The sequence below is a fragment of the Mesobacillus sp. AQ2 genome (assembly GCF_030122805.1).
Classification (GTDB): Bacteria; Bacillota; Bacilli; order Bacillales; family Cytobacillaceae; genus Mesobacillus; species Mesobacillus oceanisediminis_A.
In genome coordinates, this window is record NZ_CP126080.1 from 2,820,926 (window position 1) to 2,834,832 (window position 13,907).

The window sequence follows — 13,907 nt, forward strand, 5'->3', positions numbered from 1 at the left end:
TCCTTTTAAAATTTCTTGTACAATTTATCCTATTCTTTCTAGATTTTTTGGACTAGATGAATCAATCAGAACAAACGCGGATTTTTTTGGTTTTATCATGCTTTTTCTTTATTTCTTCCTTTTTCTATTTCTATTGGGTACTTGCACAATGGAACATACCTTTTGCATAGGATTCAAAAGGAGGAGGATGAAATGAACAATTATAATTATCTTGCAGTCGACATAGGCAACAGCTGGTATAAGGTTCTGGCCTCTGATGATGGGCAGTTGAGCGAATACCAAATGCCAAACGCAATCGCGCTATACGATGATGAGTTTTATGAAAAGCCCTATGACGAAGAGGATATTGAACTCGAAGAAAATTTGATCGTAGAGATAAAAAGCCCGGCGGTCACAAACAAAAGGGAAATCTTTTACGCAGGAAAGGCTGCCGCAAGACAGAGGAATGTGAGCCTGACCTCAAGCAATAATCAAAAAGCAGACGAAGACCGGACCTATATCCTTTTATTCGCCGCTGCAGCCTATCATGCTTCCAACTTAAATCCGGAGGACATTGAAATAAGCTACTGTGTGGACCAATTAGCTGTATCACTTCCTACAACTCAATATAAGGAAAAAAAGGAATTACTTAAACAGCGTTTAATTGGCAGCCATACCATCACCCTTCATAAGGTACCCGGCATTTCCGAACCTAAAGAACTGATCGTCAAGCTTGAGATAAAAGATGTGATTGTCGGTGCAGAAGGAGCATGTGCATATCTAGGGTTAATACGTGACATTGACACACTCGCCATTAAGGATGACGGTCTCGTGAAAGATTCCAGGAAAGGAGTCATCATTGGTGACCTGGGCGGTGATTCGGTGGACTTTGTCGGCATCAAAAACAGCAAGCCTGTGGCGTCGGTTGAAGGTGACCATTTTGGCATTAATCTGTTCCTGGATACAGTCATAAAGAAGGTAAGCAAGAATGAACTCTATACCTTCGATTCCAGGTCTGAACTCGAGGAGAAACTTTCAGCAGGACAATCAGAGTGGTATGTTGAACCTTTTGCAGGTGTCAGGAAAGATATAAGCAAGTACGTTATCCCTCAACTCAGAATCATGGCAATCAAATACCTTGAGCATTTTGACCGTGCAAGGAGCAGTTCCAGCGAAATCAAGGGGGCGTCCCGCTATATTGCAGTGGGCGGTGCAGCTAAACTTGCACAAAAGCAAATACAGGAAGCAGCGGTAAGATGGGCTGACAAAGGGCGACCGATTGAACTGACTTTTCCTGAGAACCTGGAAAAACTGAATGTCTTCGGACTCATGATTCTAGCCAAAATGAATCAAATTAAGAAACAACATGAGAATACCGAGGAACTAATTCCCATTGAAGGGTGATCGGTATGTCAAACACCTATACGGATTATGTTAATAAAGTTGCGATAACAGTTCCTGATCGATATATTGACGTCAAAACCGGCGAATCTTATTCAATATCACCAAAGGTAATTGAACAAATTGAATACCATGCAGAAAACAATTCTTTGAGCCATCTCGTCCTTGCTGCGCTCCATCATTACCTTACTCCTAAGCCTGCGGTGAATGGGGGTTCTGCTGAAATCCTCCAGCAGCTCGCTGACATCCGGTCGATACTTGATAATGGCTCTTTTTTCATTCAGCCATCTGTAAAATCAAGGGGTACAAAAGAGCAAACTGAGGCAGCTAAATTGCTCGATATGAAGGAAGTTGAGGACATCCTTGATGCATTCGGGGGCTAAATATACAAAGAAAGGACGGTACTTATGTACTCGTCCTTCACTGTTTGAAGTAGTAGGTATTTGTTTTATACTCAACAGGTTTTTTTAGCAGCCGCTTCAAACCCCACCTATTGTCATTCTGGAAATTCATTGTTGAAGAGCGCCGGAAACGATGGAAAGCAGTTTAGGATAATGATGGACGTAGAATTCAAGATCAGAGGCATCGGCTTTTTTATTATAGAAATCAATGATTCTGTGGACCGCTTCTTTTTTGTGATGAACTGGTATGTGGAAAAAATCGATAATTGGTGAATAAGTACCATCCCCCGCTGGAAGCAGATACCCCAAAAGTAAGTCATGGTCCCCAGGATGATGGTATATTTCATTATAGATGGCAACCAGCCTCTCCTTCATGCGCAATACATCATGGACAACGAGCAAACGGTCACCATAAAATTCATTAATTATGTAAAATCCCGGTGATGCGTATTTCCATTCACTGATGATTCTGTGGATTCTGGGATTCCTTCTGCTTTTGTATTCAGGTGAATTTAGATATTGCTCTAAGATTGTCTTCTTTGTGTCAGGGAGGTGATGGCAAAACACTGCCCAGGAAATAAAATGAGGAATTAATGAAGAGGCTATTTTTTCAGGTATTTGTTCTGTTTCAATGAAATCATCAACTAAATGAAGTAAATATTCACCAAAATATTCATTGGCGAAATAAAACAATTCCTCTATTTCCTCAAATGCCTGATCTTTTAATCGTTCCTGTATGGAAATTACTTTTTGATCCGTGACCATACATATAACTCTCCTTTCAGTTAATATAAACCACCCCCTTATCTTACCATGCAAAAAAATACTCGCACGGGTAATATTTGTCTGGATTTTTACAAATCTCAGCCTGCTAGAACATGCTCATATCGTATTTAGCAGACATCATTTCCAATAGCTTGATACCGCCAATGCTGTTGCCCTTTTCATCAAGTGCCGGCCCTAGAATGCCAATTCCAAACCTGTTCGGTACTGAGCCCATGATACCGCCAGATACTCCGCTCTTCGCAGGAATCCCAACCCTGACTGCGAACTCTCCAGATGCATTATACATTCCACAAGTGACCATAAAGGTCTTGCATAGGCGAGCCACATGTGCAGGAATCAGCCTGCGGTTGGTGACAGGCTCCAAACCGTCCATTGCAAAGACACAGCCAATACGTGCAAGGTCAAGACAATCCATTTCAATCGCACATTGCTTTGTATACACCATCAGCAGTTCTTCTACATCTTCATCGATGACGCCATGCTGCTTCAAAAAATAACTTAAGGCTCTGTTCAAGTCGGAAGTTTCGAATTCGGAATCGGCGATTTCCTTGGAATATCCGATTGAGGAATTGCCGGCAAGATCCTGGATAAAAGTCAGGATTCGATTGAACCTGTCATCCGCATCCTCCCCTTTTATCATATGTGTCACCGCAAGGGCTCCAGCATTAATCATCGGATTCAGAGGTTTGGATGGACTGAATTCCAGCTTGACGATTGAATTGAATGGGTCACCTGTTGGTTCATACCCCACTTTATCAAACACTGCTTCTTCCCCATAATCCATCAGCGCCAGTGCAAGTGTCAGAACTTTGGAGACACTTTGCAATGAGAGCTTTTGCTGGATATCACCAGCGGATACACAGGTTCCGTCATCATGGAAAATAGCGACTGATAGCTCCTCACGATTGGCTTTTGCCAGTGCAGGAATATAATCTGCAACCTTGCCGCCAAATGTGTAATGTTTTGCTTTTTGAACGAGTTCATTCAATTCATCAGTTGTTCTGCATGGCATACTCTACTCCTCCGAATCTTATCGCATTATTAATCTTAGTAATAGAAAAAGGCAATGAAAGGACCATTGCCTGAATCGCCTTAAAATCTTCCCGATCTTAAAATCGAATAAATAATCAATAAAAACATACCGAACGCTATGAAGAATCCTATTTCTATAGCAGGTACGCTAGTCAATATCGTATTATTCCCAAAAGTCGCTCCTACTATCAAACCGAGGACTACAATACTGAAGGCGAGCAGCGTAAGGCTAAAAGAAACCTGGTTGCTGATCCGATCGAATTTATTGAGGATCCGATTGATTTCCGAAAGGCTGATTTCAAATTTTAAATCGCCTTTGGATGCCTTGTCCAGGACATTTTCAACTTGATTTGGGATATTAACAAATGTATCTGATAAGTCTTCTGCTTGATTCAAGAGCCTTTTCCCCATCTTGATCGGATCATAGCGTTCCCTCATAAGCTGTTCTCCATAAGGTTTTGCAATCTCGATCATATCCAGGGTTGGATCCAGCTCAGAAATGATCCCTTCTATTGTGATCAGGGCTTTACCCATCATCGTCATTTCCTTTGGGAGGATAATCCGGTGTTCCTGGGCAGCCGCAAATAGCTCCTTGACCGTCAATCCTAGACTCAGGCCATCTTTGGATGAGAGTTCTACTGTTTTCCTGATGCCATCCACGTGGTCATAAAAGTGCTGTTCATCTATGTCGGATGGAACATATGCCATCCGGAATATCGCCTTGACAATGCGATGGGTATCCTGCTGGATGATTCCCATCATCATCGAAGCGGAATGGTATCTCATACTTGCCGAAAGCCTTCCTACCTGGCCAAAGTCAATAAACACCAGCTGCTGTTTTTCCAGGCTATAGAGGATATTACCCGGATGCGGGTCCCCATGAAAAAATCCTTCTTTAAGAATTTGAGTTATAAATGCACTTACCAGTAAATCTGCAATTTTTCGTTTTTCTTCTTTTCCTGCAACCATTGCGTTTAACTCATTCAGTTTGATTCCTTCAGCCTTTTCCATGGTGAGAATTTGGGTTGTGGAGTAATCATGGAAGATTAGCGGAACTTTAATTGAGTCACAATCCTCAAATTGCAGTTGAACCATATCTGTATTCCGGGCCTCTTCAGAATAATCCAGTTCCCTTCTGATTGATTCAGAAAGTTCCTCAACCATATCCGTTATGTTATAATACTGCGCCCAGTCGTATCGCTGTTCGATTAGTTTTGCAAAATCCCTTAAAATCTCCAGGTCAGTAAGCACAATATTCTTGATCCCCGGACGCTGGACTTTGACCATGACTGATTCTCCACTGTGTAAAACGGCTTCATGAACCTGTCCGATAGAAGCTGCGGCGACATAATCTTCATTGAAAAAATGAAAGATTTCAGTAACAGGCCTGCCAAATTCATGCTTGATCTTCTTTTTTATTTCTTCTACCTGGACGGGTGGTACCTGATCCTGGAGCAGTTCCAATTCCTTTACAATTTCATCGGGCAACAGGTCACTCCTAATGCTGAGAAGCTGTCCAAGCTTGATAAAGGCCGGGCCCAATTCCTCCAGCATACAGCGGATGCGATAACCCATTTCCTGTGTATTACCATCTTTCACTTCTGCTTTTACTTTATCTTTTAGCGATAGAATATGGAAAAGGCCGACTTCTTCCAAAACATAGCCAAATCCATATTTCACAAATAAGGAACCAATCTCCTTGTATCTATTTAAACGTCTCAAACGGTCCGTCAACATTCCATCACCTGCTGCTATTCAATGTCTTTTGAAAAACCAGGTGGGACATTCTCCATCCCATTCTCCGCCTGGTCGAATTCTGTATTCATTTTATTTTTGCGATTCAATGAAACTTCTTCCTTCAATAATGCAAGCTGGGCCTGGACAACATCTAATTCTTCTTTTGTCACAAATCCCCATTCGCTCAGCTGGCTTCTTGCCATCTTTTTAAATTCATCATTCCATTCCTCACTTTTATTTTCACCTTTTTTAAAAAGTTCATCAAAAATCGTATCAGCCTCTGTCTGTGTCATACTTCCTTTTTCGACCAGCTTCATGATTGTTTCATCAATTTTTTCCTTTCCTGCAACCGCGGCTCCAAGCCCAAGTAAAAAACCACTTTTTAGAAAATTATTCATTGATAAGGCCCTCCAATATAAAATATATTTACTTATCTAATACCCAAAAACCAGGGACAATTACCCTTTTACATAAAAAAAGCAGCTGGCTCGATAAAACCAGGTGCTTGGATACTTTGGATTGGTACATATTTTTTAAGGGAACTAACTCTATTCTGGCGGTGTTGTGTCCGAACCTGCACCTACTTCGGACATTTTCTTCATGGTCAGCCGACGTTTTGTCCGAACTTCCACCTGCTTTGGACATTTTCTTCATGATCTGCCTACGCTTTGTCTGAACCTACCTCTTCTTCGGACATTTTCTTCATGATCTGCCGGCGTTTTGTCTGAACCTACCCCTTCTTCGGACATTTTCTTCATGATCTGCAGCAGTTTTGTCCGAACTTGCACCTACTTCGGACATTTTCTTCATGATCTCCCGGCGCTTTGTCCGAACTTCCACCTACTTCGGACATTTTCTTCATGATCTGCCGGCGTTTTGTCCGAACTTCCACCTACTTCAGACATTTTCTTCATGATCTCCCGGTGTTTTGTCCGAACTTCCACCTACTTCAGACATTTTCTTCATGATCTGACTACGTTTTGTCTGAACCTACACCTGCTTCGGACATTTTCTTCATGATTTGCAAGCATTTTGTCCGAACTTACACCTGCTTCGGACAATTCCTCCATGGTCTACGGGCGCTTTGTCCGAACTTCCACCTGCTTCGGACATTTTCTTCATGATCTGCCGACGTTTTGTCCGAACCTGTACCTGCTCCAGTGACAGCCAGGTGTTTTGACAAAACTTCTATCCACTTTAAAACAAACACACCTCTCCAACACTATCTAAACTATATCGGCCTTATCAAGATAAGCCCAGTTTTGGGGAGCCCGGAAGCTTAGTTGCCAGTAGGTTGCTCCATTCAATCCATATAAATCAATCAGCCTGTATTTCTCGATATAGCTGCGGATATCTTCAAACCAGACGATGTGTTCCTCCGTTCCTCTCCAGTACCTGAACCAGGGTGACTTTGCTGCTGAATCATATTGAATGACTGAACCTGTTGAGATGGCAAGATTTTGCGCATCCAGCACGGAAAGGGCACGAAACTGAGTAGAGGATACTATTTTGTCATGTCCATATAGCGGAAGGCCAATCTGTAACTTTTCCCGAGGGATAAGGGTCAATGAATATCTGACAACGAGTGCGATCCACCAAAGCGGCGAAACTGGATCCGGCGGACCGCTCGGATACCCATAATCAATCGTCATCACAGCGACGATATCAGCAATCTCACCGATTTTCTTATAATCATAAGCTCCTATGATTGGATTGGAAGGTATATCTTCAGTCTTTGCATGGACATTCACATGCATGATAAGACTGCCCATTGCTGTTTTCAGTTCCTTGAGGAATGTATTGAAATCCTCTCGCTGAGGAGGCGGAATAAATTCCAGGTCTACGCTGATCCCCCGGTATCCTCTTTTTAAAGCGAGATTGACCAGGCTTGCCACAAGATTCCTTCGATATGCTGGCGATGACAGAACTCTTCCTGCAAGTTCTTTACTAAAACCTGCGGATGTTGTATTTTGAACCATTAACAACGGAATGATATTCAATTCATTGCTTTGAATGACGATAGGGACATCATCACCTGTTACATACGCATATCCTTCTTCTGTGAAGGAAAATGCTGCAACTGCCAGGTAAGTAAGGTGAGGTGCAATTTCTGCTAAATCGTTCAGGAATGTTGGAGAAGAACCAGGGACGATAAATCCTAAAGTGGAGAACTGTGGTTTGATAGGAGAAGGTATGTTGATGTTCTGGCCAATATATAATCTGTTTGGATCCAGACCGGGATTGGCATTTAGTATATTGTTTATACTTGTATTGAATTGCAGCGAAAGTTTCCACAATGTGTCACCGGCTTTAATTTTATAAAACCTGATGATCGGTTGCTTGTCTGGTATGTAAAGGGCAAGTCCTGGAACGATAAAATTTGCCGAAGGAAGACCATTAACTTCCACTATATTTTGAATCGTTACCCCATGCGTTTTGGAAATGGACCAGAGGTTTTCTCCTGATTTCACGATGTGGACAGCCATTTAATCACACCTTTTTTATTTTATCCTTCTTTTATCATATGGCTGTTGTTCTGTTATATATTACTTTCGTTTTCCAAAGAAGCAGGGCTTAAACAACTAAGCCCTGCTGATAATTAATCATCTCCACCGGTCCTTTGGAGCACTGCGTTTCCTGTATCTTGCAGCATGACAGGCATCACATATCTGGTAAGGAGAGTCAGTGTGGATTCCCTTCCCGCAGTGCCTGCATTTCTTTTTATAATTTTTCACCTCTGCCTTTAAGAACTCATGTACTTCATCACTTAACTCTGTACGGACCCTTTCCCAATAAATAGCCTCTGTTTTTCTTCCCAGTTTATATAAAAACAAAAGGTGGAGTCCGATCGCTTTATAAGAAAGCTCGAGCTCTTCAAGACTGGCCGTTTTTACAGGAGGTTCAGGCAGCTCATATCCAGCAACAATCGCCTTGATCGTTTCCAGCCACTGTTCGATAAGCGCTGGCTCTCTCGATGAAAAAGGAAGATGCAGGAATCCGTATAGCTCCATCATTGGCAGCCTTGCCTCGATTTCGGTGTCCCTCACGTATTCATAAAGTTCTCTTTCTTCAGACAGAGAAGCTTTGTTTGTGCCCTTTGGGCTCTCGAACTGATCCCATAATTCGAAGAATACAGCCAGCGTTCGATGATACTTCTGGAACCTTTCAAAAATGGCTGAAGTAGGTGCGATAGAAAAGGTCTCTACAAGTTTATCCTCTTTTTCAAGCAGCCTGGACATCAAGTCAATTTCTGAAGTGAAAGCCACTCTGCCTACATTGTAAATTCCCTTTCTTCCTGCACGGCCAGCGATTTGCTTGATTTCCTGGGAAGTCAGCCTCCTTCTCCTCGTTCCATCAAACTTTTCATTTTCAAGGAAGACGATTCTCCTGATCGGCAAATTCAATCCCATGCCAATAGCATCAGTAGCTACAACGACACTTGTTTCTCCGTTGATGAATCGATCTATTTGCTTTTTCCTTGTTTCTGGCGGCATACTGCCATAAATCATGCTGACCTGGCGGCCGCTGTTTTGCAATTTAGCTGCATTTTCAAGCACCTGTTTCCGTGAGAAACAAACCAGTGCATCGCCCTTCTTGGTATTCTTAAGGCTGAATTCCTTGTTTTCGACCTGGAGAGGAATTTCCCGGGTGTATTCATATATTTCTGCCACCCCATCATCGAGAAGATCCATCATCATTGCCTTGATATTTTTGCTGCCTATGATATGAACTTCCTCCGCATTTGCTTTTGTAATTGCTTTAAACCAGGAGAAGCCACGGTCCTTATCAGCAATCATCTGGGATTCATCAATGACCACTACATGGTAAAAGTCTTTTTCATGGAACATTTCAACTGTACAGGAAATATGGTTTGCACCTGAAACTGGTTTCTCTTCTTCCCCTGTCTTTAATGAGCATGGAACGCCCTCAGCATTTAATTTTTCGTATACCTCAAGTGCAAGCAACCGCAGAGGAGCGAGATAAAGGCCGCTTTTTGCTTGTTTCATCCGTTCAAGTGCCTGGTGGGTTTTGCCGGTATTGGTTTCACCGATATGCAAAATGTACCGGACATTGCGCCTGAGTGAAGGGTTGTATTCCCTGCCGAAAATATCTTCCATCATTCGGGCTTCTTCTTCTCTTTTCCTTTCAAGTTCTGCCTGTTCTTCCACCCTCCTGCGCTTTCTTTCTGCCAGGTCCTTTTCATAAATTTCCTGATGAGTTTCATAATCAAATGTAATATCCTGCAACCTTAAAAGATCACTGATATACTCTTCCTGAAGCTTATACATGAAACCGTCAATATAAATTTCGGCCAAATCACTGATGCTTCTCCAGATCTCAGGAATAGATAATGAATCGTCGAATGCAACTTGATAACCGTTGATTAATTCCTGGTCAAGACATTCCAGCACCTTCTCTGCTGCTATGCCTGAAAAATATTCCAGTACCGCTTTTTCGAAATGATACTGGTAGGTTTCATACTCAAAATAATACCGGCCCCAGTGAGAGGTCTGATGAATTTGCCCTGTCAGCTCATCAAAAAAATCGGCCATTGTCCTGTAGTCTTCTGTGTTGAACGAACCAATCACCGTCAATTTTTCCTCGAGCATGAATGTGTCTATATCCTTGTATTTTGATTCTTCCTGAAAAATTCTTTTAAGCTCGACAGCCATACTATGTCTGATTCTTAAATAGGCAAGTTCCTGGAAATCATTTAAAACTGTCTGGGCATGTTGATAGATCGTTTCAATGATTTTGGCCTTTTTTTCAAGCAAGCGATCTTCTTCCTTTTTCTTCAGGAACTTCTTTCTTGATTGCTCGTACAAATCAGGCCAGTTGTCCTCACTGATGGCCGAAGCAATCCAATCTTTCGGGTCAAAAGGCTGATAGCTTCTTATTTCATTCCTGAAAAGCTTATTGATGAGTTTACGGTCGACACCTTCAACAATATAATCCCGCTCACTTAAAAATTCCTTTTTATCACGCTTTGAAAAGTCATTTGTCGATTTCGTCAGCCAAACATTCAGCCAAATCTGGTTAATATATGTGGCTCTTGTTTTCAGGTATTCTTCCAATTCAGGAAGACTCTCTTGTTCGCCAAGGAATTTCGCAATGTCTTCCATGACCTTATTTTTCGTATTCTCAACTGCTTGCTGATAAATTGTTTCAATTTGTTTCATATCTGATCCCCTCAAGATTGCCTAATATAAATAAAAGGCCGCACAATTGGAATGTGCGTCCCTTCCATATCCTATACTCTGTAAAATCAGAGGAATGGGGTGTTACTATGCCTGCTTTACCTTTAACTTCTTCATTACCCTAGTAGAAATTTTCTTATCATCCTTCGTAACAGACTTCGGTTTATAAGGCGATACAGGTTTAATCCCATCGTTATTTTCAATACTTAGAATTTCAAGGTAAAATGCTGTACTCTCCCGATTGCCATTTAAATATCCCCTGAGGATTTTCATTTTCTCCGGAGTCCCTGTAAAATCACCTTGATAGTCCCATTCTATTTCATTTTCATATCTCGAATCCATCTTTTCCTTTAATGCAAAAGCCTCTGACAATGCATCCTCAGGTGTCGAAAAATAGGATTTCGTCCTCCTAAGCCCCTTCTTTTTGCTGCCATCTCCAGCTTTTGCCTGATATAGTTTGATTAACATCTTCCTCATCCTCTCTGGTTTGGTCTCACGCCTTCTCATGGTAAGTCGAAACACCAGAAGACCCGAGGAATTACATATAATTCTAGTATACCCTTTTTCCCATCAGTTACCTATTAATAAGGAAATAAGCATTCAATAAACTTCTATAGTGACTATAAATAACTTCTGTCGGTCAGCCAAAATTAAAAAATAAAGGAGCGTGGTTTTGACACACGCTCCCATAACTCACTATTTAGCTGTTACAACTTCTTTTTCATTATTTTTTTCGTGACGGATTGTTGCCTGTGCAGCTGCAAGTCTTGCAAGCGGCACCCGGTAAGGAGAGCAGCTGACGTAGTCAAGTCCAGCATTATAGCAGAATTCAATCGAACTCTTCTCTCCGCCATGCTCCCCGCAAATTCCAGTCTTCAAACCAGGCTTTGATTTTCGGCCCAGTTCCACACCTGTCTCCACCAATTTGCCCACTCCCTCGCGATCAAGGACAGCAAATGGATTTTCAGGAAGGACTTTTTGCTCGATATATGCCTGAAGGAATTTGCCCTCTGCATCGTCACGGCTGTATCCGAAAGTCGTCTGTGTCAGGTCATTCGTCCCAAATGAGAAGAAGTCTGCTTCCTCAGCAATCTGATCAGCAGTCAGGGCTGCACGCGGGATTTCAATCATCGTTCCCACTGTATATTCGAACTCCTTGCCTGTTTCTTCTTTTATACTAAGTGCTGCTGCATTTACAAGTTCACGCATTTCTTTCAGTTCATTCACATGGCCGACTAGCGGAATCATGATTTCAGGCTTCGCCTCGATTCCTTTATCAGCCAGTTTCGCTACTGCATAAAAGATTGCTCTAGCCTGCATTTCATATATTTCAGGATGGATCATTCCAAGTCGGCAGCCGCGATGGCCAAGCATCGGATTAAACTCATCAAGCTGGCGCACTTTCTTCAGCAATGCTTCTTTTTCCTTAAGTTCCTTTGATTCCGGGTCTAAGATTTGAAGTTTTGTAATCTCCACCAAAAGTTCTTCTTTATCAGGAAGGAACTCATGCAATGGAGGGTCAAGCAAGCGAATCGTTACAGGCAGTCCCTGCATCACTTCCAGAATTCCTTCAAAATCTCCCTGCTGCATCGGCAGGAGTTCATCCAAAGCAGCGTTCCGCTCTTCAAATGTTTCTGCCAGGATCATCTTCTGAACAATCGGCACCCTTGCAGCGTCCATGAACATATGCTCTGTACGGCAAAGACCAATGCCGCCAGCTCCAAATTCCAGAGCTTTCGCGGAATCCTCAGGATTATCTGCATTCGCGCGGACGCCAATTTTACGCTCCTCATCTGCCCATGACAGTAATAATTGGAACTCCGCAGATAACTCAGGTTCAATCATCGGGATTTCGCCGAGCATGATTTCTCCTGTTCCCCCATCAATCGTGATGATATCCCCATGGTTCACGGTAATTTCACCGACTCGGAACTGCTTTTCGTGTAAATCGATTTTCATCGCTTCGCATCCGCAAATACATGCTTTACCCATTCCGCGAGCAACTACTGCAGCGTGACTAGTCATACCGCCACGGCTGGTTACGACAGCCTGGGCGGAAATGATGCCATGGATATCATCAGGAGTGGTTTCGGGACGCACCAGGATGACCTTTTGGCCTTCATTTGCCAGCAGCTCTGCTTCATCTGCATCAAAAACAACCTTGCCAGTTGCTGCACCAGGTGATGCAGGAAGGCCTTTAGCCAGCTGGTTGCGTTCATAATTCTCGTCAATCCTGCGGTGAAGTAGCTGGTCAAGCTGTTCAGGATCAACACGGAGCAGGGCAGTCTTTTTATCAATGATTCCTTCTTTCACAAGTTCTGTTGCAATACGGATAGCAGCCTGCGCGGTGCGTTTCCCTGTACGTGTCTGAAGGATGAAAAGCTCACCGCGTTCAACAGTAAATTCAATATCCTGCATGTCCTCGTAATGCTGTTCAAGCCGGTTGCAAGTGTCAACGAATTGCTGATAAACAGCAGGCATTTCATCTTTTAATGTCTGGATTGGCTGAGGAGTCCGTATGCCTGCCACAACATCTTCTCCCTGAGCGTTGATCAAGTATTCTCCATACAGAATGCTTTCGCCTGTGGATGGGTCCCTAGTAAAAGCAACACCAGTTCCTGAATCGTCTCCCATGTTCCCGAATACCATGCTCTGGATATTTACCGCTGTGCCTAAATGTGATGGAATTTTGTTCAAACGGCGGTAAACAATCGCCCGTTGATTGTTCCATGAGTCAAAAACTGCGTTGATCGACAGGAATAGCTGCTCTTTTGGATCCTGCGGAAACGGCTTCCTCGTATGCTTTGTCACGATATTCTTATATCCTTCGATTACTTCCTTCCAATCTTCTGCAGTCATCTCAGGGTCTGAATTATAGCCTTTCGCTTCTCTTGTTTCTTCCAGTAATCGCTCGAAGAAGAAAACATCAACATCGAGGACAACATCACTGAACATCTGAATGAAGCGGCGAAAGGAATCGTACGCAAAACGCGGGTTGTTTGTAAGCTTCGCCATTCCTTCAACTGTCTCATCATTCATGCCAAGGTTCAGGATTGTATCCATCATTCCCGGCATTGAGAATACTGCGCCAGAGCGTACAGAGACTAGCAGGGGATTCTCCGGATTACCAAGTTCCTTTCCAGTTTTCTTTTCAAGCTCACCGAGTGCTTCGAGAACCTGTGCCTGAACTTCTGCCGGGATAGTCTTCCCCTCATCGTAATAGGAGTTGCACGCTTCTGTCGAAATCGTGAATCCGAAAGGTACCGGAAGACCGATACGTGTCATTTCCGCCAGGTTTGCACCCTTCCCACCCAGTTTTTCTTTCATTCCGCTGTTTCCTTCATTAAAAAGATACACAAATTTAGACATTCGC

At 42.8% G+C, this 13,907-nt stretch carries 10 protein-coding genes; 2 read left to right on the forward strand and 8 right to left on the reverse strand.

The genetic code is table 11. From position 1 onward, the window contains the following. The first annotated feature begins 192 nt into the window (after positions 1 to 192). Positions 193 to 1,383 (forward strand): ParM/StbA family protein, encoded by a 1,191-nt coding sequence (locus QNH36_RS14155; protein ID WP_251540431.1) that lies wholly within the window; start codon positions 193 to 195, stop codon positions 1,381 to 1,383. A gap of 5 nt (positions 1,384 to 1,388) precedes the next feature. After that, positions 1,389 to 1,763, forward strand: a complete 375-nt coding sequence (locus QNH36_RS14160; protein WP_144479572.1) for a hypothetical protein — start codon at positions 1,389 to 1,391, stop codon at positions 1,761 to 1,763. A 126-nt stretch (positions 1,764 to 1,889) separates the two neighbouring features. Here the strand turns inward: QNH36_RS14160 and QNH36_RS14165 are convergent, their stop codons facing one another. From QNH36_RS14165 to ppdK, 8 genes are all read right to left on the reverse strand, one after another. After that, positions 1,890 to 2,546 (reverse strand): hypothetical protein, encoded by a 657-nt coding sequence (locus QNH36_RS14165; protein WP_283903689.1) that lies wholly within the window; start codon positions 2,544 to 2,546, stop codon positions 1,890 to 1,892. A gap of 106 nt (positions 2,547 to 2,652) precedes the next feature. Next, positions 2,653 to 3,579 carry a glutaminase A gene (glsA, locus tag QNH36_RS14170; protein WP_144479576.1) on the reverse strand — a complete coding sequence of 309 codons (927 nt, stop codon included), beginning with the start codon at positions 3,577 to 3,579 and terminating at the stop codon, positions 2,653 to 2,655. A gap of 80 nt (positions 3,580 to 3,659) precedes the next feature. Then, complete coding sequence (locus QNH36_RS14175) at positions 3,660 to 5,336, reverse strand: ABC1 kinase family protein (protein WP_283903690.1); 1,677 nt, start codon at positions 5,334 to 5,336, stop codon at positions 3,660 to 3,662. A 14-nt stretch (positions 5,337 to 5,350) separates the two neighbouring features. Further along, positions 5,351 to 5,734: a phasin family protein gene (locus QNH36_RS14180; RefSeq protein ID WP_283903691.1), complete on the reverse strand. Its 384-nt coding sequence runs from the start codon at positions 5,732 to 5,734 to the stop codon at positions 5,351 to 5,353. Positions 5,735 to 6,562: 828 nt separating this feature from the next. Beyond that, the gene (locus QNH36_RS14185) at positions 6,563 to 7,822 is read right to left on the reverse strand and encodes a LysM peptidoglycan-binding domain-containing protein (protein WP_144479582.1); all 1,260 of its coding nucleotides are present in this window, start codon (positions 7,820 to 7,822) and stop codon (positions 6,563 to 6,565) included. A 117-nt stretch (positions 7,823 to 7,939) separates the two neighbouring features. Then, the gene (locus QNH36_RS14190; RefSeq protein WP_144479584.1) at positions 7,940 to 10,516 is read right to left on the reverse strand and encodes a DEAD/DEAH box helicase; all 2,577 of its coding nucleotides are present in this window, start codon (positions 10,514 to 10,516) and stop codon (positions 7,940 to 7,942) included. A 105-nt stretch (positions 10,517 to 10,621) separates the two neighbouring features. Further along, positions 10,622 to 11,002 carry a hypothetical protein gene (locus QNH36_RS14195; RefSeq protein ID WP_144479586.1) on the reverse strand — a complete coding sequence of 127 codons (381 nt, stop codon included), beginning with the start codon at positions 11,000 to 11,002 and terminating at the stop codon, positions 10,622 to 10,624. Between the two features lie 228 nt (positions 11,003 to 11,230). Continuing rightward, a complete protein-coding gene (ppdK, locus tag QNH36_RS14200; protein WP_283903692.1) occupies positions 11,231 to 13,903 on the reverse strand; it encodes a pyruvate, phosphate dikinase in 2,673 nt (890 codons plus the stop codon). Positions 13,904 to 13,907: the final 4 nt, after the last annotated feature.